This window comes from Streptomyces sp. 6N223, assembly GCF_052246635.1.
Lineage (GTDB): Bacteria > Actinomycetota > Actinomycetes > Streptomycetales > Streptomycetaceae > Streptomyces.
In genome coordinates, this window is record NZ_JBQQCA010000004.1 from 60104 (window position 1) to 83539 (window position 23436).

Annotated in this window: 20 protein-coding genes and 1 pseudogene; 9 read left to right on the forward strand and 12 right to left on the reverse strand. The window is 73.8% G+C overall.

Going from position 1 to position 23436, the window contains the following annotated elements; genetic code table 11:
* Positions 1 to 22 precede the first annotated feature (22 nt).
* From ACTWQH_RS04485 to mgtE, 6 genes and pseudogenes are all read left to right on the forward strand, one after another.
* On the forward strand, positions 23 to 1588 hold the full coding sequence (locus ACTWQH_RS04485; RefSeq protein ID WP_443285142.1) for an ABC transporter ATP-binding protein: 1566 nt from the start codon (positions 23 to 25) through the stop codon (positions 1586 to 1588).
* Positions 1585 to 2694 (forward strand): annotated as a pseudogene (locus ACTWQH_RS04490) (ABC transporter permease); the annotation flags it as partial. The gene ACTWQH_RS04485 and the pseudogene ACTWQH_RS04490, both read left to right, overlap by 4 nt.
* 548 nt (positions 2695 to 3242) lie before the next feature.
* Complete coding sequence (locus ACTWQH_RS04495) at positions 3243 to 4553, forward strand: ABC transporter permease (RefSeq protein ID WP_443284989.1); 1311 nt, start codon at positions 3243 to 3245, stop codon at positions 4551 to 4553.
* A gap of 3 nt (positions 4554 to 4556) precedes the next feature.
* A complete protein-coding gene (locus ACTWQH_RS04500; RefSeq protein ID WP_443284990.1) occupies positions 4557 to 4961 on the forward strand; it encodes a cytidine deaminase in 405 nt (134 codons plus the stop codon).
* A gap of 26 nt (positions 4962 to 4987) precedes the next feature.
* Positions 4988 to 6280, forward strand: coding sequence for a thymidine phosphorylase (locus ACTWQH_RS04505; RefSeq protein ID WP_443285143.1), 1293 nt, complete (start codon positions 4988 to 4990; stop codon positions 6278 to 6280).
* Positions 6281 to 6563: 283 nt separating this feature from the next.
* Positions 6564 to 7889 (forward strand): magnesium transporter, encoded by a 1326-nt coding sequence (mgtE, locus tag ACTWQH_RS04510; RefSeq protein ID WP_443284991.1) that lies wholly within the window; start codon positions 6564 to 6566, stop codon positions 7887 to 7889.
* 78 nt (positions 7890 to 7967) lie between these two features.
* Here the strand turns inward: mgtE and ACTWQH_RS04515 are convergent, their stop codons facing one another.
* From ACTWQH_RS04515 to ACTWQH_RS04530, 4 genes are read right to left on the reverse strand one after another with little or no spacing between them, the layout of a single operon-like run.
* Positions 7968 to 8771, reverse strand: coding sequence for an ABC transporter permease (locus ACTWQH_RS04515; protein ID WP_443284992.1), 804 nt, complete (start codon positions 8769 to 8771; stop codon positions 7968 to 7970).
* The gene (locus ACTWQH_RS04520; protein ID WP_443284993.1) at positions 8768 to 9574 is read right to left on the reverse strand and encodes an ABC transporter ATP-binding protein; all 807 of its coding nucleotides are present in this window, start codon (positions 9572 to 9574) and stop codon (positions 8768 to 8770) included. Before ACTWQH_RS04520 ends, ACTWQH_RS04515 begins: the two co-directional genes overlap by 4 nt.
* Complete coding sequence (locus ACTWQH_RS04525; RefSeq protein ID WP_443284994.1) at positions 9571 to 10359, reverse strand: ABC transporter permease; 789 nt, start codon at positions 10357 to 10359, stop codon at positions 9571 to 9573. Before ACTWQH_RS04525 ends, ACTWQH_RS04520 begins: the two co-directional genes overlap by 4 nt.
* On the reverse strand, positions 10356 to 11342 hold the full coding sequence (locus ACTWQH_RS04530) for an ABC transporter substrate-binding protein (RefSeq protein WP_443284995.1): 987 nt from the start codon (positions 11340 to 11342) through the stop codon (positions 10356 to 10358). Before ACTWQH_RS04530 ends, ACTWQH_RS04525 begins: the two co-directional genes overlap by 4 nt.
* Before the next feature lie 212 nt (positions 11343 to 11554).
* Here ACTWQH_RS04530 and ACTWQH_RS04535 point away from each other — a divergent pair, with 212 nt between their 5' ends.
* Positions 11555 to 12553, forward strand: a complete 999-nt coding sequence (locus tag ACTWQH_RS04535; protein WP_443285144.1) for a LacI family DNA-binding transcriptional regulator — start codon at positions 11555 to 11557, stop codon at positions 12551 to 12553.
* 10 nt (positions 12554 to 12563) lie between these two features.
* Complete coding sequence (locus ACTWQH_RS04540; protein ID WP_443284996.1) at positions 12564 to 13595, forward strand: amidohydrolase family protein; 1032 nt, start codon at positions 12564 to 12566, stop codon at positions 13593 to 13595.
* A 19-nt stretch (positions 13596 to 13614) separates the two neighbouring features.
* On the opposite strand, the gene ACTWQH_RS04545 is transcribed toward ACTWQH_RS04540, so the two are convergent.
* The 8 genes from ACTWQH_RS04545 to ACTWQH_RS04580 form a co-directional block, all read right to left on the reverse strand.
* The gene (locus ACTWQH_RS04545; protein ID WP_443284997.1) at positions 13615 to 15513 is read right to left on the reverse strand and encodes a hypothetical protein; all 1899 of its coding nucleotides are present in this window, start codon (positions 15511 to 15513) and stop codon (positions 13615 to 13617) included.
* 31 nt (positions 15514 to 15544) lie between these two features.
* Positions 15545 to 17215 (reverse strand): tetratricopeptide repeat protein, encoded by a 1671-nt coding sequence (locus ACTWQH_RS04550; protein WP_443284998.1) that lies wholly within the window; start codon positions 17213 to 17215, stop codon positions 15545 to 15547.
* 112 nt (positions 17216 to 17327) lie between these two features.
* Positions 17328 to 17795, reverse strand: a complete 468-nt coding sequence (locus ACTWQH_RS04555; protein WP_443284999.1) for a hypothetical protein — start codon at positions 17793 to 17795, stop codon at positions 17328 to 17330.
* Positions 17779 to 18774: a serine/threonine-protein kinase gene (locus ACTWQH_RS04560; protein ID WP_443285000.1), complete on the reverse strand. Its 996-nt coding sequence runs from the start codon at positions 18772 to 18774 to the stop codon at positions 17779 to 17781. The genes ACTWQH_RS04555 and ACTWQH_RS04560 overlap by 17 nt, the downstream gene beginning before the upstream one ends.
* A complete protein-coding gene (locus ACTWQH_RS04565; protein ID WP_443285001.1) occupies positions 18774 to 19985 on the reverse strand; it encodes a hypothetical protein in 1212 nt (403 codons plus the stop codon). Before ACTWQH_RS04565 ends, ACTWQH_RS04560 begins: the two co-directional genes overlap by 1 nt.
* Positions 19982 to 20881, reverse strand: coding sequence for a protein phosphatase 2C domain-containing protein (locus tag ACTWQH_RS04570; protein ID WP_443285002.1), 900 nt, complete (start codon positions 20879 to 20881; stop codon positions 19982 to 19984). Before ACTWQH_RS04570 ends, ACTWQH_RS04565 begins: the two co-directional genes overlap by 4 nt.
* A gap of 17 nt (positions 20882 to 20898) precedes the next feature.
* The gene (locus tag ACTWQH_RS04575) at positions 20899 to 21681 is read right to left on the reverse strand and encodes a vWA domain-containing protein (RefSeq protein ID WP_443285003.1); all 783 of its coding nucleotides are present in this window, start codon (positions 21679 to 21681) and stop codon (positions 20899 to 20901) included.
* Positions 21678 to 22592, reverse strand: coding sequence for a hypothetical protein (locus tag ACTWQH_RS04580; protein WP_443285004.1), 915 nt, complete (start codon positions 22590 to 22592; stop codon positions 21678 to 21680). The genes ACTWQH_RS04575 and ACTWQH_RS04580 overlap by 4 nt, the downstream gene beginning before the upstream one ends.
* A gap of 114 nt (positions 22593 to 22706) precedes the next feature.
* On the opposite strand from ACTWQH_RS04580, the gene ACTWQH_RS04585 reads away from it, so the two are divergent.
* Positions 22707 to 23354 carry a DUF234 domain-containing protein gene (locus tag ACTWQH_RS04585; RefSeq protein ID WP_443285005.1) on the forward strand — a complete coding sequence of 216 codons (648 nt, stop codon included), beginning with the start codon at positions 22707 to 22709 and terminating at the stop codon, positions 23352 to 23354.
* The last annotated feature ends 82 nt before the right edge of the window (positions 23355 to 23436 follow it).

Here is a 23436-nt window from a genome sequence, read left to right on the forward strand (position 1 = left end):
CGTCCGCAGAGGAGAGTGCGCCATCCAAGCCTCACGCAGCGAACCCGCCGTCGCGTTGCGCGGCATCACCAAGCGCTTCCCGGGGGTCGTGGCCAACCACGACGTCGACATCACCGTGGAGCGCGGCACCGTCCACGCCCTCGTCGGCGAGAACGGGGCGGGCAAGTCGACCCTGATGAAGATCCTCTACGGGATGCAGAAGCCCGACGAGGGCACCATAGCCATCGACGGGAAGCCGGTCTCCTTCCACAGCCCGGCCGACGCCATCGCGCGCGGCATCGGCATGGTGCACCAGCACTTCATGCTCGCCGACAACCTCACCGTCCTGGAGAACACCGTCCTGGGCGCCGAGAGGCTGCACGGCATCGGGGCCCGCGCCCGCCGCCGCATCGCCGAGCTCTCCGAGGCCTACGGCCTGGGCATACGCCCCGACGCGCTCGTCGAGGAGATCGGCGTCGCCGACCGGCAGCGCGTGGAGATCCTGAAGGTCCTCTACCGGGGCGCGCGCACCCTCATCCTCGACGAGCCCACCGCCGTCCTCGTGCCGCAGGAGGTGGACGCGCTCTTCACCAACCTGCGCGGCCTGACCCGCGAGGGCCTGACGGTGCTGTTCATCTCCCACAAGCTGGGCGAGGTGCTCACCGTCGCCGACGCCATCACCGTGATCCGGCGCGGCACCACCGTCGCCTCCGTCACCCCCGCCGCGACCACGCCGCGCCGGCTCGCCGAGCTGATGGTCGGCAGCGAGCTGCCGACGCCGGAGACCCGCGAGGCCACCGTCACCGGCGAGCCCGTGCTGACCGTCTCCGGCCTGCACCTGACCGGCCAGGACGCCGACGGCCTGCCGCGCGAGCTGCTGTCCGGCGTCGACTTCACCATCCACCGCGGCGAGGTCCTCGGCATCGCCGGCGTCGAGGGCAACGGCCAGGCCGAGCTGGTCGAGGCCATCATGGGCATACGCACCCCCGACGCCGGCCGGGTCGTCCTCGGCGGCGAGGACGTCTCCCGCGCCTCCACCCGCGCCCGCCGCGAGGCCGGCATCGGCTACATCCCCGAGGACCGCCAGCGGCACGGGCTGCTGCTCCAGGCCCCGCTGTGGGAGAACCGCATGCTCGGCCACGTCACGCAACTCCCCAACAGCCGGGGCCCGTGGCTGACGCCCGCCGACGCCCGCGCCGACACCCGCCGCATCGTCGCCGAGTACGACGTGCGCACCCCCGGCATCGAGGTCACCGCCGCCAGCCTCTCCGGCGGCAACCAGCAGAAGCTGATCGTCGGCCGCGAGATGAGCCACGCCCCGCGCGTCCTGATCGCCGCCCACCCGACGCGGGGCGTCGACGTCGGCGCGCAGGCGGAGATCTGGGACCGCATCCGGCAGGCGCGGCGCGACGGGCTCGCGGTGCTGCTGATCTCCGCCGACCTCGACGAGCTGATCGGCCTGTCCGACTCGCTGCGCGTGATGTACCGGGGGCGGCTCGTGGCCGACGCCGACCCGGCGACGATCACCCCCGAGGAGCTGGGCACGGCGATGACGGGCGCGGCGACCGGCCACCTGGCGCGCGTGTCGAAGGAGGACGACCGGCCGTGACCACCGCGTTGGCAAACCCCGTCCGCCGCCTCCGCCCGGACCGCGAGAAGCTGATCCTCGCGCTGGCCGCGCCGCTGCTGGCGCTGGTCACCGCGGTGACGATCACCTCGGCCGTCATGGGCTTCACGGGGCAGAACCCGTTCAACGCCTACCAGGTGATGCTGGACTTCGGCGTCAAGAGCGACAGCCAGGTGTGGATCATCAACAAGGCGATCCCGTACTACCTGGCCGCCGTGGCCGTCGCCATCGGCTTCCGGATGAACCTGTTCAACATCGGCGTGGACGGGCAGTACCGCGTCTCGGCGTTCTTCGCGGCCGTCGTGGGCGGCGCGCTGAGCCTGCCGGGCGTCATCCAGATCCCGGTCATCATCCTGACCGCGATGGCCTGCGGCGCGCTCTGGGCGGGCCTCGCCGGCTACCTGAAGGCCACGCGGGGCGTGAACGAGGTCATCACCACGATCATGCTGAACTTCCTCGCCGGCGCCCTCATCGGCTACTTCCTCCAGGCCGACCGCCTCGGCGAGCTCGACGGCAACATCATCCACACGCCGGAGATCCCCGACTCCAGCTTCTTCTTCGAGTTCCCCACGAACCCCGACCCGGTCTACGGCACGATCGTGATCGCCGTGATCGTCGGCGTCGGCTACTGGCTGGTGCTGGGCCGCACCCGCTTCGGCTTCGACCTGCGGGCCGTCGGCCGCTCCCAGCCCGCCGCCGAGGCCAGCGGCGTCAGCGTCAAGCGGACCGTGGTCACCTCGATGCTCCTCTCCGGCGCGGTCGCCGGCCTGGTCGGCATCCCCACCCTGCTGAACGAGTCCGGCACCTACGGCAGCGACTTCTTCCCCGAGGGCATCGGCTTCACCGGCATCGCGATCGCCCTCCTCGGCCGCAACCACGTGGTGGGCATGGGGCTGGCCGCCCTGCTGTGGTGCTTCCTGGAGCGCACCGGCAGCGAGCTGGAGGGCGAGGACTACCCGCCGGAGATCGTCGACGTGATGCAGGGCATCATCGTCCTCTCCGTGATCATCGCCTACGAGGTCGTCCGCCGCTGGGGCCTGCGGCGCCAGCAACGCCTCGTCGGCTCCGCCGACGCCGGCCACGGCGGCGGCCCGTCCGCACAGGGCGCGGGGAACGCGGGCCCCACCACTCCCGGCGACCCGGCGGCGCCGCCGGAGCGGGACGGCGGGGACGACCCCGCCGCCCGGGCCACCCGCGCGGCGAGCATCCCGGCCCAGCCGGAGCCGGCCGACGACGCGGCGGAGGCACCCCGCCCGGGCACGCGGCCGGAGGCCGTGGGTGGCACTGAACCCGGCGCGGATGCTTCGCCGGCCCAGCCGGACGCCGATCCGGCGCCGCTTGGCGCGGAGGCACCGGCCCAGCCGGAGCCTGCCGACGGCGCGGTGACGACGCGTACGCCCGACGCCGGACCGGATGCCCCGCCTGAGATGTCAGCCGGACAGCCGGACGGCGCCGACGGCGCGGCGCAGCCGGGTCCGGGCGCGGAGGCGCCCGGCTCGCGGGGGGCGGGGGCGGGGAGCCCCAGCGGTCGGGCGGACGGCGGCGCCAACGCGGAGTCCTCGGCGGAGCCGGGCCAGGCGCGGCCCGCCGCGGGCGAGGACCGCGACGGGAATGACGAGTCGGCGGAGGTGTCGGCGTGACCAGTTCTCAGACCACTCCCGTCAAGAAGAGTGAGGGCCGCGGGCTGCTGGAGTCGCTCCGGCCGCGTGGCGGTGCCGCGCGGCCCCGGCTCACCACGCCCGTCGTGCTGCTGCTGATCGCGGGGGCGCTGCTGCTGCTCTCCCTCGTCCGCGCGGTCACCGACGAGGCCAGCCTCACCGAGACCGGGCAGTGGTCGAGCGCCATCAGCTACGCCGTGCCCATCGGCCTCGCCGGGCTCGGCGGGCTGTGGGCCGAGCGGGCCGGGGTCATCAACATCGGGCTCGAAGGCATGATGATGCTCGGCATGTTCGCCGCTGGGTGGGCGGGCTGGCAGCACGGGCCGGAGGCCGCCGTGCTCGCCGGCGTCGTCGGCGGGGCGCTCGGCGGGCTGCTGCACGCCGTCGCCACCGTCACCTTCGGCGTGGACCACATCGTCTCCGGCGTGGCCATCAACATCCTCGCCCTCGGCGTGGTGCAGTTCCTCGCCAAGCTGTGGTTCGGCGCCGAGGGCAGCGAGGCCGCCGCCCGGGGCGGGAACGACAAGCAGTCGCCGCCCATGGACGACCTGGAGCCGTTCACCGTGCCCGGCATCTCCGGCTGGCTCGGCGACCTCGACGAGCAGAACTGGTTCCTCGTCTCCGACGCCGCCGGCATCCTGCGCGCCGCCGCGCAGAACGTCTCCTGGCTCTCCCTCCTCGCCGTGCTGCTCTTCATCGGCAGCTACATCGTGCTGTGGCGCACCTCCTTCGGGCTCCGCCTGCGCTCCTGCGGCGAGAACCCCGAGGCCACCGAGTCCCTCGGCGTCAACGTCTACCGCTACAAGTACCTGGCACTCGCCGTCTCCGGCGGGCTGGCCGGCTTCGCGGGGGCGTACCTGGCCGTGCTGATCCACATGTATCTGGACGGCCAGACCGGCGGCCGGGGCTACCTGGGCCTGGCCACCATGATCTTCGGCAACTGGCGGCCTGGCGGCGTCGCCACCGGCGCCGGGCTCTTCGGCTTCATGGACGCCCTCCAGAACCGCGGCGGCGGCGACACCGTCCACGCCACCCTGCTGCTCTTCGCCCTCGCCCTGGCGGCCTGGGCGGTGTGGAGCTACGCCCGCGGCCGGCGCGGCACGGCCGCGGCGGGCGGGGTGCTGGCGGTGCTGCTGGCCGTGTGGTACGCCACCACCGACACCATGCCGAGCGAGTTCGTCTCGGCCACGCCCTACCTGACGACGCTGCTGGTGCTGGCGCTGTTCTCGCAGCGACTGCGCCCGCCCAAGGCGATCGGCAGGCCATACCGCAGAGGCGAGAGCACGTAGCACATGAGCACAGACTGGGACGGGTGGGAGAGCCTGCGGCAGGCCGCGCGGGAGGCGATGGGGCGGGCGTACGCCCCGTACTCTCGCTACCCCGTCGGCGCCGCCGCGCTTGTCGACGACGGCCGCACCATCACCGGCTGCAACGTGGAGAACGCCTCCTACGGCCTCGGCCTGTGCGCCGAGTGCGGCCTGGTCTCGGCGTTGCACGCGACCGGCGGCGGGCGGCTGACGCACTTCACCTGCTGCAACGGCGAGGGCCGCATCATCACGCCGTGCGGGCGCTGCCGCCAGCTCCTGATGGAGCACGGCGGGCCCGAGCTGGCCGTCGACACCGCCGAGGGCGTACGCACGCTCGGCGAGCTGCTGCCCGCGGCGTGGGGCCTGGACCGAGGACCGGAACCTTCATGAACGACGCCACCGGGGCCACCGGGGCCATCGACGCGATCAGCGTCATCCGCGCCAAGCGCGACGGGCACGCCCTCGCCCCTGCCCAGATCGACTGGGTCATCGACGCCTACACGCGGGGCGAGGTCGCCGAGGAGCAGATGTCCGCGCTCGCGATGGCGATCCTCCTCAACGGCATGAGCCGCGCCGAGATCGCCCGCTGGACGGCGGCGATGATCGCCACCGGCGAGCGCATGGACTTCTCCTCGCTGCCGCGCCCCACCACCGACAAGCACTCCACGGGCGGCGTCGGCGACAAGATCACCCTGCCGCTGGCGCCCCTCGTCGCCGCCTGCGGCGCGGCCGTGCCGCAGCTGTCGGGCCGTGGCCTGGGCCACTCCGGCGGCACGCTCGACAAGCTGGAGGCCATTCCCGGCTGGCGCGCCCGGATCGGCCCGGACGAGATGCTGGGCATCCTGCGTGAGGTGGGCGCCGTCGTCTGCGCGGCGGGGGAGGGGCTGGCCCCGGCCGACCGGAAGCTGTACGCGCTGCGGGACGTGACGGGCACGGTCGAGTCGATCCCGCTGATCGCCTCCTCGATCATGTCGAAGAAGATCGCCGAGGGCACCGGTGCCCTGGTGCTGGACGTCAAGGCGGGCTCGGGGGCGTTCATGAAGACCCTCGACGACGCGCGCGAGCTGGCCGAGACGATGGTCGGGCTCGGCACCGACCACGGCGTGCGGACCGTGGCGCTCCTCACCGACATGGACACCCCGCTGGGCCTGACGGCCGGGAACGCGCTGGAGGTGCGCGAGGCCGTCGAGGTGCTGGCCGGCGGCGGGCCCGCCGATGTCGTCGAGCTGACCCTCGCGCTGGCGCGGGAGATGCTGGACGCCGCCGGGCTGACCGACGCCGACCCGGCCCGCGCGCTCGCCGGCGGCTCGGCCATGGACACCTGGCGCCGCATGATCGCGGCCCAGGGCGGGGACCCGGACGCGCCGTTGCCGGTGGCGCGCGAGACCCACACCGTGCCCGCGCCCGCCACCGGCGTGCTGACCGGGCTCGACGCCTACGCCGTGGGCGTGGCGGCGTGGCGCCTCGGCGCGGGCCGGGCCCGCAAGGAGGACCCGGTGCAGGCCGCGGCCGGGGTCGAGCTGCACGCCAAGCCGGGGGACCGGGTCACGGCCGGGGCGCCGCTGCTGACTCTCCACACCGACACCCCCGAGCGCTTCGGGGCGGCGCTGGCCGCGTTGGAGGCCGAGGGCGCCCTCCGCGTCTCCCCAACAGACGCCCGGGTGCCGGACGTTCGCCCGACGGTACTCGGGCGTATCGCCGACGGTTGATGAACGAACCGAAACGTTCACGGCACAGACCGCACTGACTGTCCGTTATGCCGGAATTTTTGCGATGATCGGTGCCGATGCCTTGTACCCTGAAGAACGGTTTCGGCGGAAAGACACGGCAGGAGGTGATGCTGCGATGCGCAGTGAACCTCCTAGTCATCCCCCGCGCCACGCCCTCCCGCCCAGGTGACGCCGGCGGTCCAGCCGCCCCCTGGGGCGGTCGGCGTGTGCGCGCACATCGGATGCCCGTGATCGCCTTCCGTTTCCTGGGGGTTCCTCCGTCATGACCCACCTGCCCGCGCTGCTCGAGGACCACGACCTCGCCGGGGCCCTGGAGTGGCTGGAGACGCAGCCGCCGCACCTCATCGCCGACGAGATCGCCCGCATGGACGCGGTGAACTCGGTCGTCACCTTCCGGCTGCTCGACAAGGACCGCGCCCTGGAGGTCTTCGAGGAGCTGGACCCCGTCGACCAGCAGCAGATCCTCGAAGGGCTGCGCGACCAGGCGTTCCGCGACCTGGTCGAGCACATGGACCCCGACGACCGGGCCCGGATGCTGAAGGAGGCCCCGGCCAAGGTCGCCAAGCGCGTCCTCGCGGGGCTGTCCGCCCACGAACGCCAGATGACCGCCGCGCTCCTCGGCTACCCCGAGGGCTCGGTGGGCCGCTACATGACGCCCGAAACGGTCGCCCTCCAGGAGGACCTGACGGTGGGCCAGGCCCTGGAGGTGGTACGCCGCCGGGGCGCCCACGCCGAGACGATCTACACCCTGCCGGTGGTGGACCGGGGCCGCCGCCTGAAGGGCATCGTCGAGCTGCGCGAGCTGGTGCTGAGCGAGCCCGGCTCAGAGGTCTCCGCCCTCGTCGTCACCGAGCCGCCGCGCGCCCGCGCCACGGACCGGGCCGAGCACGCCGCCCGCCTGATGCGCGAGACCAACGTCCTCGACCTGCCGGTCGTCGACAGCGAGGACCGGCTCGTCGGCCTCCTCACCAGCGACGACGCCTTCGAGGTCATCGAGGCGGCCGACACCGAGGACGTCGCCCGCCAGGCCGGCGCCGAGCCGCTGGAACGCCACTACATGTCGGCCAGCGTCTTCCAGCTCTCCCGCACCCGCATGATGTGGCTGATGCTGCTGATGGTCGCCGCGACCCTCACCGTCAGCGTCACCCGGGCGTTCGAGGGCGAGCTGGAGGCCGTCACGCAGCTCGCGCTCTTCGTGCCGCTGCTGATCGGCACGGGCGGCAACGCCGGGGCGCAGGCCGCGACGGCCGCGGTGCGGGCGCTGGCCGTCGGCGAGGTGCGGGTCTCCGACCTGCTGCGGGTGGTGTGGCGCGAGTGCCGCACGGGACTGCTGCTGGGCTGCATGCTGGCGGTCGTCGGCTTCTTCGTCGGGTCCTTCTTCGTGGCGTGGGACGTCGCCGCGGTCGTGGCGATCACGCTGATCGTCATCTGCGGCTGGGCCTCGACGGTGGGCGGCACGATGCCGCTGCTGGCGAAGAAGCTGCACATCGACCCGGCGGTGGTCTCCGCGCCGATGGTGACGACGCTGGTGGACGCGACGGGCCTGATCATCTACTTCACCACCGCGAAGGTGGTCCTGGGGATCTGACGGCGGCGCCCACCCGCTCACCTCTCCCCTCACCTCTCCCCTCACCCCTCCCACCACCCCTCCCCTCGCCCCGCCCGTTCACTTCCTGGCCGTGCGCGGCAGCCAGCCGTTGAGACGCCGGTCGGCCCACTGGACGAGTCCGACGGCGCCGAGCGCCACCACGATGACGGCCAGCAGCACGGCCAGAACGCCCTCGCTGTCGAACCGGCCCCCGGCATCCGTCAGGACCTTGCCCAGGCCGACGACGGCGATGAACATCTCACCGTTGATCATGCCGGTGACCGCGCGGCCCATGCCGAGCCGGACGCCCGCCATGGCCAGCGGCAGGGCGGCGGGGATGACGACCTTCACCAGCAGCCGGCGTTCGCTCGCCCCGTACAGGCGGCCCATCTCGATCAGCTGCTCGGGAACGGCCCGCACGGCGGACGCGGTCGTGATCACGATGATGAAGAGCGAGTACATGACGACGACGGCCACGATGGACGCCCTGCCCGGGCCGAACAGCGAGAAGAACACCGGCGCGAACACCAGCGAGGGCGCCGTCAGCAGCGCGTACATGTAGATGCCGAGCGCCGCGTCGACCGGCCGGTAGCGGCCCATCAGGACGCCGAGCACCAGGCCCGCGACGAGGGAGATGGCGAAGCCGATGGCGAGGTTGGCGAGGCTGGAGGCCAGGCTGCCGAAGATCTGCCCGTCCCGCGTCATCTCCGCGAGCCGCCCCACGACGGCGCTGGCGGGCGGCAGGTAGGCGGCGTTCGCGACACGCGCCACGGCCTCCCACAGCACCGCCCCGGTCAGCAGCGCGACGAGCGGCGGCGCTATCGCGGGGAACGGGAGCCGCCTGGCCGCCGCCCGTCCCCCGGCCTGGGCCGTGGCGCTCATCCGGCCACCTCCGATGCGCGGGCGGTGGTCCGGTGGTCCGGGTGCATCGCGCGCAGGCTCTCCCAGAGCCGGGAGGTGATGGCGGTGAACGCGGGCGAGCGTTCCAGGCCGCCGACGTCGCTGGCGCGGGGGCGGGGGATGTCCACCGGGACGATCTCGGCGATCCGGCCCGGGCGCGGGCTCATCAGCACCACCCGGTCGCCGAGCAGCACCGCCTCCTCCATGCTGTGGGTGATGAAGACGACCGTCAGGCGGCGGCGTTCCCAGATGGCCAGCAGCTCCTCCTGGAGGATGCGCCGGGTCTGCTCGTCGAGGGCGCCGAACGGCTCGTCCATCAGCAGCACGTTCGGCTCGACCGCCAGCGCCCTGGCCAGCCCCACCCGCTGCTGCATGCCGCCGGACAGTTCGCCCGGGAGCTGCGACTCGAACCCGGCGAGGCCGACCAGCTCGGTCAGCTCCCGGGCCTTCGCCCGCCGGGCGGCCTTGGACTCGCCGCGCAGTTCCAGGCCGAACGCCACGTTGTCCAGCACCGTGGCCCAGGGCAGCAGCGCGAAGTTCTGGAAGACCATCGCCCGGTCGGGCCCGGGGCGGCGCACCGGCTCGCCGTCCACGGTGATCTCGCCGGCGTCGGCATCGACGAGCCCGGCGATCGCGCGCAGCAGCGTCGTCTTGCCGCAGCCGCTCGGACCGAGGATGGTCAGGAACTCGTTGTCGGCGACGGTGAGATCGACGCCCTGAAGGGCTTGGATCACGTTTCCCTCCCGTCCGGTGAATGTCTTGGTGACGCCTTTGATCTCGATCACGTGGTGCTCCTTGCGGGAGTGCTGGCGGCGGCCCACGGCGTGGCCCTGCGTTCGGCCCAGCGGGCGGCGGCGATCAGCGTGAGCGCTTCGATGAGAATGATGACGATGGTGGCGTAGAGCTTCGGGGCCTCGAACAGGCTGCGGTATTCGAGAATGAGACCGCCGAATCCCACGGAGACCATGAGGAGTTCCACGATCACCATCCCCGTGACGGCGCGGCCGAGGCCGAGACGCAGGCCGGTCATGATGGCCGGGAGGGCGCCGGGAATGAGAATGCGCCGCCAGATCTGGGCTTCCGAGGCTCCCAGCGTGCGGCTCATCTCGATGAGCGAGGGGTCGATCTGCCGTAGCCCGGCACGGGCGTTGACGACCACCATGACGATCGAGAAGAGCGTCACGAGGATCACCCGCGACAGCAGCCCGATCCCGGTCGACATGATCAGCAGCGGGATGACGGCGGCCATGGGCGTCACCAGCAGGATGTTCAGGTAGACGTCGGTGTAGCGCTCGACCGCGGGGAAACGCCCCAGCAGCAGGCCCGTCGGCACGCCCAGCACCACGGCCGCGGCGAATCCCAGCACCAGCGCCTGGTTGCTCACGTAGAGCGCGTGCCACAGCTCGCCCTCGCCGAGCAGCCGCACCGTCGCCACCGCCGTGTCGGAGAAGGGCGGCAGCAGGATGCCTCCGCGCCAGCGCCCGTAGGCCTCCCAGGCGGCGGCGAACACGGCGAAGGTCAGCAGCTGGTAGAAGAGGGGGCGGGACGCCACCCCGCGCAGCGCGGTCACGAGCGCTCTCCCGTCCGACCCTCGAGGAAGCTGAGGTCCGCCACGTCCGAGACCGGCATGGGATCGATGACCTCCGCATCGGCGAAGAAGTCCACCGTCTGCCGGAGGTTGTCCGCGGTCAGCCCGGCGGCGTCGAAGAGCCCGGCCTCCACATAACGCCGGCTGACGGTCTCGGCCGACTGCTCGTCGTAGGCGTCCGGCAGGTATCTCAGAGCCAGGGAGGCGAGGTACCCGGGGTCGGCGTTGATCTTCCGGTGCTCCTCCACCAGCGCGTCGACGAACGCCTGGCTCGCCTCGCGGTGCTCGTCGAGGTAGCCCTCGCTGGCGTACACGGTCTGCGGGTGCAGGCCGGGGAAGACCTCCGCGAAGTCCGCCATCTGGTACAGGCCGGTGGCTCCCTCGGCCTCCAGGGTGATGATGTCGGTCAGTTCGAGTGCGGTGGCGTCGATCTGGCCGGCGAGCAGCGCCTGCGCGCGGGCTCCGGAGTCGCCGATGGTGAGGTACTCCGGCTCGGCGCCACCGGGGCAGTCCCCGCTCACCCACTGCCGGACCATCGCCGTCGCGACGGCGCCCTCGCTGAAGATCCCGAACGGGCGGCCGTCCAGCTCCGCGCAGCTGTCCCGGTCGCGGGAGCCGTAGACCGACCACTGGTTGCCGACGACGTCCGCGACGATCCGGATCGGAGCGCCCTTGGATATGGCGATCAGCGCCGAAGACGTCGCTTCCGCCGAGAACTGGTAGTCGCCGCGGACCAGGCCCTCGATGGCGAGCTCCGGCTCCGCGGCTTCCTCGACCGTCACGTCGAACCCCTCCTCCCGGACCGCGTCGACGGCCGCGAGAAGCGGGACGGCGGTGATGTCAGGCTCGATCAGCGCCACCGTGAAGGAGGTGTCGCTGCCGCCGCCACCGCACCCGGTCAGCAGCATGGAGGTGAGGGCGGCGGAAACGGCCGCCCCGACGGCTCTTGTTGAGCGACTCGACAAGAGGTCGCTCCTTCCTGAGAAGCGCCTCCGGGGCCTTGCCTCGCGCCCGGGGCGGCGTGTCATACTGGCTATGCATTCGATTGCGCTTACGTATTCATATCATGGGTGGACCGGCAGGTGCCGTCAACCCCGTTCACGACCAGACACGACCAGACACGACGAGACACGAGAGGCAACCGGTGACCGCATCAGGCGCCCGGCGCCGCCCGACCATGGCCGACGTGGCACGCGCGGCGGGCGTGAGCCCGTCGACGGTGTCGCGCGCGATGGACGAGCGCCACCCCTTCTCCCGCAGCACCACCGCGGCCCGCGTGAAGGAGGTCGCGCGTCGCATCGGCTACACGCCCAACCCCTCGGCGGCCAGCCTGCGCCGCCAGAGCACCCGCACCATCGGCGTCGTCGTCCCCCGGCTCACGGACACGGTGATCGCGATGCTGTACGAGGAGATCGCCGCCGCCTGCCGGGACCACGGCCTGCACGCCCTGGTGGCGACCACGCACTACGAGCCGGAGGACGAGGCCACGCAGGCCCGGCTGCTGCTGGACCGTATGGTGGACGGCCTGATCCTCACCACGAGCCGGCTCGACACGGAGAGCACCGTCCTGCGGGAGCTCGCCACGCGCGAGGTCCCATACGTCCTCGCCCTCCGCACCGACGGCCGCGGCCCCGCCGCCACGGGCGACGACCGGCTCGGCGGATACCTCGCCGCACGCCACCTGATCGACCTGGGGCACCGGCGCATCGCCGTGATCGCGGGACCGCCGTACGCCTCCAACGCCCTCGGCAGGCAGCAGGGCTACCGCTCCGCCCTGGAGGAGGCCGGCCTCGCCGTCGACGAACGGCTCGTCAGGCCCTCGGGTTTCTCCATGGAGAGCGGAGAGCGGGTCGCGACCGAGCTGCTGTCCGCGCTGCCCGCCGCCGAGCGGCCGACGGCCGTCATGACCGTCAACGACAACACGGCGGTCGGCGTGCTGGCGGCGGCCCGGAAGCTCGGCATCGGCGTCCCCGGCGAGCTCTCCCTCGTCGGGTACAACGACACCCCGCTCGCCGCGCGCCTGCCCGTCCCGCTGACCAGCGTCCGCGTCCCGCTGCGTGAGTTGGGGCGCGGCGCGGTCGACATCCTGCTGCGCGCCATCGAGGGAAAGCCCGTCGACTCCCTCGTCTACGCGCCGACCCTCATCCCCCGCGAGTCATCGACGCCCGTCGCCTGAGGAGACCAGCGTGCCCGAGAAGATCGACGCCTTCTGCCACGTCCTGCCGCACGACTACGCCGACCGGCTGTTCGCACTCGACGGCGTGCCCGCCGTCGCGAACCTGCGCAAGCGGGTCATGAACATCCCCGCGCTGGTCGACCTGGACGTGCGCTTCCGCCAGATGGACGAGTTCGACGGATACCGCCAGCTCGTCAACCTGGCCGCCCCGCCCCTGGAGGACTTCGGCAGCCCGGCGACCTCCGCGGAGTACGCGCGCATCGGCAACGACGGCCTGGCGGACCTCGTCGCGAAGCACCCCGACCGCTTCGTCGGATTCTGCGCCGCCGTCGCGCTGAACGACGTCGACGCCGCCGTCGCCGAGCTCGACCGCGCCGTGGGCGAACTGGGCGCGGCCGGCGTCCAGATCTACACGCACGTGGGCGGCCATCCCCTGGACGAGCGGCGCTTCGAGCCGTTCTGGGAACGCGCCGCCGAGCTCGACCTGCTGGTCCAGGTCCACCCCTGCCGTAACTCCTCCTGGCCCGACTACCCGGCCGAGGAGCGCTCCCGGTACGAGATCTGGTGGACCTTCGGCTGGGAGTACGATTTGTCGGCCTTCATGGCCCGCATCGTCTTCGGCGGCGTGCTCGAACGCCACCCCACCCTCAAGCTCCTCATCCACCACGGCGGCAGCATGATCCCCCACTTCTCCGGCCGGGTCGGCCCCGGCTGGGACCAGCTCGGCTCACGCACCCCCGACCACCAGCGCGAGGACGTCACCGGCTATCCGCTCTCCCGGCGCCCGCTGGACTACTTCAGGATGTTCTACGCCGACACCGCGCTCTTCGGCGCGCCGCACGCGCTGCGCTGCACCCTGGAGTTCTTCGGCCCCGACCGGGTGCTGTTCGCCTCCGACTCGCCCTACGACCCCGAGAAGGGCCCGGGATACATCCGTTCCGCCATCGCCGACCTGGCGGCGATGGACCTCACCGACGCCGAGCGCGCCGCCGTCCACGCGGGCAACGTGCGCAGGCTGGCCGGGCCCCGCCTGGCGGCGTAGAGACCCTCTCAACGAACCGTCAGTAGATGACGCCGTCCTCCGTGATGTAGTAGCAGTCCGTGTACAGATAGCCGGCGTCCAGGTGCCACTCGCCGCCGAACTCGGTGACCGAGGGGTCCTCCAGGGAGCGGGCCACCGTCTGGTAGTCGCCGGTCGGCAGGGTCACCGTGACCGACGGCAGGCCGTCGGGGTTCTCGCAGCGGCTCTCGCCCGTGTCCGGGCCCGGCTCGACCTCGATCCTGCCGTTCTCCGGCCCGGCGTAGAGGAGTTCGAGCCGCTCGCCCGCGGCGTTGAACACCTCCATCGTGACGGTGCCGCCCGTGCTGTCCTTCCAGTTCCCGCCCGGCAGCAGGCCCTCGGGGTCGCGGCCGGTGACCTCGTTGACCTCGACCGCGATCAGCAGGTCGCGGGCGTCGTCCGCCTCCCGCGAGCCGGAGAAGTCGTCGACCACGCGCCGCAGCGACTCGCGGGCGCCGGCGTGGTCGCGGTCGCGGAAGCGGGCGACCCCGCAGTCGTACAGCGCGCCGCGCAGCCCGTCCGAGGCGCGCTCGACCACGCCGCCGCCGTCCACCTGCTCCAGCGGCTCGACGGCCTCGCAGGCGTTGCCGCCCGCCACCCGGGCCATGCCGCAGTCGTAGCGGGCCAGGTTCAGCGGCCCGGCCACGCCCTCGCGGCCCGCGTCCGACGCCTGCTCGAAGGAGCCTATGGCCTGGCAGAACCGCGCCTCGTCGTACTGGATCTGCCCGCAGCCGAAGTACGCCTCGGGCAGCGCCTCGTCGGCGCGCCCGGCCAGGTCGGCGGCCTCGCGCGCCTCGGACTCCGCGTCGACGTCGGCGAACGCCTGGAGCTGGTCTATGGCGGCGCAGTAGTCCTCGTCGGCGTACGCGGTGGTCCCGTCGGCGTAGAGCGCGTCGACGCGGGCGGGCACCTCCCCGGCCTGCGGCGAGTCCGGGTGGTGCTCGCGGACGGCGGCGTAGGCGTCGAGGGCCTCGGCGTAGCCCGCGCCGTCACCGGCGGCGGCCTCGGCGAGGGCGTCGGCGTACTCCAGGCGCAGCCCGGCGAGGTGGGACTCGGCGTCGGCCCACACCGGCGTGCGGCCCTCGTAGAGGTGGAGGTAGTCCTCGTAGCGGACGATCGCCTGCTCGCGCTCCCCGGCCTCCTCGCGTGCCATGGCGGCGTCCAGCAGCTCGCAGTTGGCGCGCTCGCGCTCGGCGTCGGCGGGCGCGGAGGTGAGGGTGAACTGGTACCAGGCGGCCCCGGCGTCGTCGTAGTGGCCGACGGCCTCCCCGCAGTCGCCGGCGGCGTGGGCGTCCTGCCCGTCCTCGAACGCGCGCTGCGGCAGGGTGCGCAACGCCGTGATCCCGCCCGCGACCAGCACCAGCAGCAGGGCGCCCACGGCGTACGGCCGCCAGCCCGGGCGCGGCACGGCCGGCTCCGCCGGGCCCGGCGGCGGGGGAGTGGTGATCGCGAGGGTGGGCCGGTCCACGGACGGCTGCGCGGGGCTCTGGCGCGGGGCGTCGGCCGGCGGGGCGGCGAGCGTCAGCGTCGTCTCGTCCGGCGGCCCGTCCGGCGGCCCGGCCGGAGACGCGGGCGGGGCGGGCGGCTGCGCCGCGTCCGGCTGGGCCCTGGGCCGCCTCGGCCGGGCCCGCCACCAGCCGCCCGCGATCACCACGGCCAGCCATCCGGCGTACGCCCCGAGCCACACGCCCGGCTCGTCCGAGGCCCCCGCCGCGTTCGCGCCGCCGATCAGCGCCGCCGTCCCCACCAGGTTGAGGACGGCGAGCCACCAGCTCCGCAGGTAGAGGAAGCCCGCCCCCAGCCCGCTGGCGTTGAGCAGCGCCGCGGCCAGCGACCGCCGCCGCGCGTTCCGCTTCCCGCCGTCCCGCCGTCCGTCCTCACCCATGCCCATGCCGCTCATGCCCCAGCCCTCTCCCCACCAGAACGGACCGTCAGTAGAACGTGATGTAGTAGTACTCCGAGTACAGGTAGCCCGAACTCAGCTCCCAGGTCCCGTAGTAGGGTACGACCGCGCTGTCCGAGCGTGACCGCGCGACCACCTCGTAGCTTCCGGGGTCCAGGGTCACCGTCTCCGCGCAGCCCGAGCACTCGTCGATCGTGATCCGGCCGGTCTCCGGGCCCGTGTAGAGGATCTCCAGCGTCTCCGACGAGCCGTTCTCGATCTCCACGGTCGCCACGCCCGCCGCTCCCGTGCCCGCCTCGCTCGGGTCGGGCAGCTCGCCCGCGCCGCCGTCGGCGGCGACCTCCGCGATCTCGATGGCGATCAGCAGGTCCTGGGCCTCGCCGGCCCGCGCGTCGCCCGGGTAGTCGTCGACGAGCCGCCGGAGGGCCTGCCTGGCCTCCTCGTACGCGCCGTCCTCGTACGCCCGCTCGCCGCAGTCGAAGAGCGCGCCGCGCAGCGCGGACTCCGCGTCGCCCGCCAGCCGGTCGGTCGCGGCCGGCGAGTCCGCCGCCGCCTCGAAGTGCGGCGTGGCCTCGCACGGGTCGCCCAGCGCCCGGCCGCACTCGTAGCGGGAGCGCGGCACCATCGTGCGGGCCTGGCGGGCGAGGTCGTCCGGTGCCCCGGGCAGCCGGGCCGCCTCGCGGAACTCGCCCGCCGCCTGGCAGAACCGGCCGTCCTCGTAGCGGATCGAGCCGCAGCCGTAGACCGCCTCGGGCAGCGCCCGCTCGGCCCGCTCGTCGATGTCCCGCGCCTCGGGCTCGTCGAAGTGCTCGGCCAGCTCGGTGAAGGGGCGCAGGCCGTCGATGGCCTCGCAGAACCGGCCGTTGTCGAAGGCGGCCGTCTCCGTGACGTACATGCCCTCGACGCGCTCGGCCGTCTGGCCGGCCTCCTCGGAGCCGGGGTGGTCGGCGCGGAGCGCGAAGTACGCCTCGAACGCCTCCAGGTAGCCGCCCGCGCCCTCCCAGGCGCCCGAGGCGGCGGCCTGCCCGGCCAGCGCGTCGGCCTCGTCGAGCCGCAGCCCGATCAGCCGTGCCTCGGCACCGGCGAACGGCGGCTCGCCGGCGTACCGGCGCAGGTAGTCCTCGTAGTGGGCGACGGCGCTGGTGAAGTCGCCGCTCCCGGCGGCGTCCTCGGCGGCCAGCAGCAGCTCGCAGGCGGCGATCCCCGCGCGGGCGTCGGCCAGCGCCGGGCTGAGGGTGAACTCGTAGCGGCTCTCCGCCGCCCGCTCGTAGCGCGGGATCGCCTCCTCGCATCGCCCCTCGGCGTGCACCTCCTCGGCCTCGTCCAGCTCGCCCTGCGGGAGGGAGCGGTAGAGGAGGACGCCGGTCACGGCGAGCGCGATGGCGAGAACGCCGGCGAGCGGCGCGAGCGCGGAGGACCGGATGGTGGCGGTCTCGCCCTTGCTGCCGTGGATCCAGCCCCGGTAGGCGGCCAGCACCAGCCACAGCCCGTAGATGATGAGCCAGGCGGTGGCGGAGTCGGCGGCGTTGAGGGCGTTGGCGAGGACGATCAGCAGCGCGGTGAAGAGCCAGTACCACACGGCCCGGCCCCACAGCCGCAGGTACAGGTACCCCAGCCCGAGCCCGCTGAGGTTGAGCAACGCCGCCGCCGACCCGCGCCGCCGTCTGGCGCGCGGGTCGTACCCCACGGTCACCGTCATCGTCTCGTCCAGCCCCTCTGGTTCTGGTCGTCTCTGGCTGCCTCTGGCCGTCTCGCCGCGCGATGTGTTCCCTATCACGCGCCGCGACGCCGTGTGGTTGCGCGGGTGACGGTCAGAGCGCGAACTCCCCCCGGCACCAGCCGAACATCCGGTGCGCCCCGGCCACCCACTCGTCGGCGAGGGCGCCGAACTCCCCCGGCGTCACGCGGCAGACGAGGGGCAGGGAGCAGATCCCGGCGATGCACGGCTGCCGGCCGCCGACGTCCCACAGCGAGAGCATGGGGACCAGGTGCTTGGTGTTCCACGCGCTCGCCGCCGCCGCTGCCGTCGCCAGCTGGTCCGGGGCCAGCAGGCGGCCGTTGGTCATGAAGGCGACGAGCAGCCGGGTCGTGGCCGTCAGACGCACCGTCACCGCGATGTCCGAGCCCGGGATGTCGATGGCCAGCGCCTGCGGCGCGGCGTCGCGCACCGTCCCGCCCGCCCGGCCGCCGGCCGCCCAGCCGCGGGCCAGCTCCTGCCAGTGCGAGGCGAGGGCGAACGCCCGCCCGGCCTCGGGAGCCTCGTCAGCTTCGGCCGGCACGTTCCACCGCCTCCGTGATCATCCGGTCGGTCAGGCCCGCGTCCAGCAGGCTCCTGGCGTCCCGCAGCATGGCGTCCACGGCGGGGCGGGCGACGGCCGTGCGCGCCGCGGCCGGGTCGACCCTGGTCGGGGCGGGCGCCGCCGGGTCGACCCTGGTCGGGGCGGGCGCGGGCGCGGGCCCGGTGGCGAACTCGGCCCGCAGGGCCCGCGGCGAGGGGCGCAGCTCCGCCGCCTTCGTCATGCACCGGGCGATCACGCCGCGCAGCGCGGGCGAGACCGTACCGAGGTCCGGCCAGCCGGAGATCGTCTCGTAGTGCGCGCCCTGCCCGCCGTCGAACGGCGGCCGGCCGGTGGCCGCGTACGCCAGCACCGCGCCGAGGGAGAAGACGTCGCTGGCGGTCGTGGCCCCCAGGCCCTTGAGCTGCTCGGGCGCCATGTAGCCCGGGGTTCCCAGGACCAGGCCGGTGCCGGTGAGGCGGCTGGCGCTGTCGATGAGCGCGATCCCGAAGTCGATCACCCGGGGCCCGTCCGGCGCGAGCAGCACGTTCTGCGGCTTGAGGTCCCGGTGCACCACTCCGGCGGCGTGGATGGCGCCCAGCGCCTCCGCCAGGCGCGCGCCCAGCCGCCACACCTCCCGCTCCGGCAGTGGCCCGCCCACGCGGACCGACTCCTCCAGCGAGGGGCCCTCCACGTACGCCGTCGCCAGCCACGGCGGATCGCCGCGCGGGTCGGCGTCCACCACCGGCGCGGTGAAGGCCCCGCTCACCGACCGGGCGGCGGAGATCTCCCGGACGAAGCGCTCCCGGAACGTCGGGTCCAGCGCCAGCTCCGGCCGAATCGCCTTCACCGCCACCAGGCTGCCGGAGCGGGAGCGGCCCAGGTAGACCCGCCCCATGCCGCCCGACCCCAGCTCGCGCACGATCTCGTACGCCCCCAGCCGCTTCGGGGCGTGCGTGGCACGCGACCGCTTCCACGCCATCACAGCGTCACCAGCCCCAGGACGAGCGCGGTGAGGACCGCGAGGACGAGGAGGATCGCGAGCAGCAGGGCCGCCACCGCCCGGCCGACGCGCGGCCGCGCGGGCGGCGCCTGTCCCGCCGCCTTCGGTCTCTGTTTCTGTTTCTGTTTGGGATTCGGGTTGAAGGGGTCGCGGCCGTCGGCGGCCAGTCCGCACCACGGGCAGGCGCCGAGGTGCGCGCCGTACCGGTGGCGCGGCCGGTCCGGGCACCTGCGCACCCGCGACCGCTCCTCGTGCAGCGCCTTCAGCCACTCGCGCGCGGCCGGGCGCGCCGCGGGGTCGCGCACGCCGGCGCCGAAGGCGAGCCGCGCCAGCTCCAGCAGGCTCGGCGGCAGCACCGTCGGATCCAGGATGCCACGCGGCGTGTGCACCCGCTCGGGCCGCACCACGTAGGAGCGGGCCGCGGTGATGTTGGCCTGGACCGTGGTCTCCTCTTCCTCCGCCCTGACCTCGCCGCATCCGCCGCGCGGCACCCCCGCGAACGGGTGGCTCCCGGCCGCCAGCAGCTGGTAGACGAGGACGGCCAGCGCGAAGTCGTCGCTCTCCACGCTCGCCGCCGCCCCCGACTGCCGCTCGGGAGGGGCGTAGTCCCCGGTGTACATCCGGGTCGCGAACACCTCCCTGGTGGCCCGCGAGGTGAACGCCATCGAGTCGCAGTCGAGGAAGGTGACGAAGCCGTCGCCGTCCACCACGATGTTGTTGCTGGAGAAGTCGCCGACGACCAGGCCCTCGCGGTGCAGCCGCTCCACCATGAACGCGAGGTTCCACGCCACGCCGAGCAGGAAGCCCCAGTCGCCGTGGTCGGGGAAGAGCCGCAGCCGCTGCGCCCGGTTGAAGAGCGCGACGAGCCGGACGTGCGCCGGCTCCGCCATGCTGGGCATGGCGTACCCCACGACCCGCCCGTCCGCGTCGCGCGCGAGCCCGGTCGGCCAGGCCAGCTCGGAGGGCTGGCCGGGGGCCCTCCGCCCGTCGCTGAGCGGGGACATCGCGGCCATCTCCTCCAGCTTGCGCCGCAGCTGGGAGCTTGGCGGGTCCCGGTAGAGCTTCACGACCACCTCGTCGTCGCCCTCGACCCGGAACACCTGCGCCTGCGCGCCGAGGCTGAACGGGCGGGCCGCCAGCCGCACCCCCGCGCCGTTCACGAGCACCTGCCGCCCTGTCGTGCCCGTCATGTGCGCACCGCCCGCAGCAGCGTCTTGTCGTCGCCGTTGAGCGCCGCCAGCCGGTCGGAGCGCAGCAGCCGGGCCAGCGCCGCCTCGTCCGCGGCCGGATCGCGGGTGGGGGAGTCCAGACCGCGGAAGACGGCCGAGGCGAACGACGGATTGGGCGCCTGCTCCGCCCGGTCCGCCTGCTCCGCCCGGTCCGCCTGCTCCGCCCGGTCCGCCTGCTCCGCCCGGTCCGCCTGCTCCGCCCGGTCCGCCTGCTCCGCCCGGTCTGCCCGGTCCGCCCGGAGGGCCGCCTGCGCCAGGCCGTCCGTGGACAGCAGAACGCCGTCGATCCCCTCGTCCGCGACGCACGCCGTCCGCGCCCGGCGTTCGGCCTCCGCCGAGGTCACGAACACCGTCTCGTTGCCGTACTCGCTCACCGCCTCCGGCCGGGGCAGGAGGTGGAACACCCCGCCCGCACGCACGATCACGAAGCCGTCGCCCACGCTGAGATGCCCGAGCCAGGTCGGGGCGAGAACGACCACGGTCAGCGTCGTGGCGTAGTCGTTCGCCTCGCCCCCGCACTCCCGGAGGAACTCCCGGCGGACCTCGCGGAACGCCTCCCTCAGCAGCGCGTGCACCTCCTCGCCGGGCCGGATCCCCCGCGCGGCGCTCGCCCGCCGCCCGAAGTGGCGCGTCGCGAGCCCGACCGCGAGCCGCGCCCCGGCGTCGGAACGCGGCCGGCTGCCCGCCCCGTCGGCGACCGCCAGCACCACGACGGGCGACTCGGGCGGGCCGGTGACCTCCGAGCCCCAGGCGTCCTGACAGGGCAGCCCGTCGCGCCGGTGCCGGTACCCCTCCACGCTCAGCCCGTGGACCCGCCACGGGCCGCCGCCGCCGACCTGGTCGATCCGCACCGCCATGCGTGCCTGCCTCCCCTTCACTCCCAGGCCGGACGCTGCGTCAGGTCCTGGAAGATCCTCTCGAAGACCTCGTCGCCCGCGCCCCGCTGCTCGGCGTTCGCGCTGGCCGACATCATCTGGAGCACGTCGCGGAAGGGAAAGCCCGTCAGCCGGGCGTTGAACCTCGGCGCCAGGCTCCGCAGCACCCGCTCGCCGCGCTCGGTGAGCCCGCCGACGCCGATGGCGAACAGCCGGAAACGCCGGGAGCGCTGCCGCTCGGCGAGCACCGGCACCAGCCGCTGCCAGTCCTTGGTGAGGTGGCCGGTGTCGTCCGTCGGCAGCCCGTCGGTCAGCAGGCAGATCTGGGGCCGGTAGTACTGGAGCCCGGCCGCGCGGAGCTGCTCCTTGCGGGTCTCGACGAGGTGCATGGCCAGTTCCAGCGCCTCGGTCATCGGCGTGGCCCCGCCCGCGCTCAACGCCGGGGCCTCGAAGGCGTACGCCGACACGAACGCCTGCGCCGGGTCGCCGGCCGGCTCCGGCCCGCGCCACACGCCCACGCCCCCGCTGCCGAAGGTCACGAGGGCGATCTCGACGCTGTGGCTGAGGGAGATGTCGGTGTGAAGGATCCCGGCCCACTCGCGCAGCGCGTCGTTGAGGGCGGCGATGGGCGCGCCGGTCATGGAGTGCGAGGTGTCCAGGCAGAGCACCAGCGGCAGGCGCTGCGCGGTGTCGTCGATCTCGATGCCGTCGTACACGTCCGCGTCCGCGTCCGCGCCGCCGTCGCTGGCTGTCGCCCGGTCCTTCCGGCGTCGCCACCTCATATCGCGCCTCCCCGGCGGCTCGCCCTCTCGGGCGCGTAGGCGAGCAGCACGCCCGCGTCCCCCTCGACGACCTCGACGCGCTCCCCGGGCGCGGGCGGCGAGCCGTGCGGCTCGGCCCACTCGGCCCGGTACAGGCTCCCGTCGATCTCGACGTATCCCTGCGGGTGCAGCACGGTCCGCACCGTCGCCTCCCGGCCCCGCGGCCGTGGCACCGGCGTGGGTGCTGCCGCTGCCGCTGCCGGTGCCGCTGCCGGGGAGGTGCGGCGTACGGCCACCAGGAGAAACGCCACCAGCGCCGCGAGCAGCGCCCCCAGCACCGCGGCCAGCGCGACGACCAGCGGCGAGGTGCCGCCGCCGTCGCCCTCGTCGGGCAGAGCCACCAGCCCGCCGGCCGCCTCCTGAGCCAGCCCGGCGGCGATCAACTCCTCCGCGAGCAGCGGCTCGCCGCCGTCGAGTCGCTCGGCGGCGTCCCGGCACTCCGCGCCGCACACGCCGTCGTCGGCATCGTCCAACGCCGCGCGGTCCTGCTCGCCCAGCGGATCGATCAACGCCCCCGGATCGACGAACCGGTCGCCCTCCCCGGCCAGCGCGAACAGCACGGCCCCGAGGGACCCCGTCCCTTCCTCCGACGTCACCGTCACCACCAGCCGGGCCCGCTCCTCACCGCCCGCCGCCCCCTCCAGCCGCTCCGTCAGATCCTGCGGCGCCGCCCCCAGCGGCTCACTGATCACCACGCTGACGGTCGCGCCGGCCTCCGCCTCGAGCCAGCAGTCCAGCAGGTCGCCGTCGCAGCGCAGCACCTCGGAGGCCGTCTCCACCGGGCTCGGACTCGGGCTCGGGCTCGGTTCCTGCCCCGGCGCCCCGGCCGCGAGCACCCCGAGCAGCCCGGCGAGCAACAACGACTGCCCCATGGCGCCCCCCTCGGCTGCTGAAACCCCCGCAAGGATAGGACAGCGACCTTTATCCGCCCCCTACATGGGGGATGCAACGCCACCCTGCCCCGGCTTCCGCCCTGCTCAGGCCCGGTGCTCGGCGCGATCGGGTCGGGGGAACGCACCCGGACCCTGATCGGCCGCGCCGCCGGCGACATGCCCAACGCCAGCCTCAACCGCGCCCTGCACCTCCTCGCCGCCAAGCGGGTCGTGGAGGCGGCGGCCCCGCTCTCCACCCGCCCGTCGAAGGAGACCCGCTACTCCGTCGCCGACCCGCACCTCCGCTTCTGGCTCGCCTTTCTCGGCCCGCACCTCCCCGACATCGAGCGGGGCAGAGGAGACCTGGTCCTGGACCGCATCCGCCGCTCGTGGACCGCGTGGCGCGGCCGGGTCATCGAGCCGGTGGTGCGCGAGGCACTGTTCCGTATGCGAGAGGGCGGCCTGCCGGACGGCACCGGCGCGGTCGGCGGCTACTGGACCCGAACCAACGACCCCGAGATCGACATCGTCGCCGCCGACCGCGCCCCGATCGCCCAGCGCATCACGGCGGTCGGCTCCATCACATGGCTCGAAGCCAAGCCCTTCGACTCCCGCGACCTCGGCCGCCTGCACGTCGACCGCTCACGGCTGCCGGGCGCCGACGAGGACACCCCGCTCATGGCCGTCTCGCGCGGCGGCGTGACGGCGGAGGGCATCCAGTTCGTGGGCCCGCAGGACCTCCTGACGGCCAGGCGGCCGTGACGGCCGTGACGGAATCAGGCGCGCAGCCCGGCGGGCTCCCCGCGCGTCGCTACTGTGGGATCACAACTCCGCACGCAGAAGA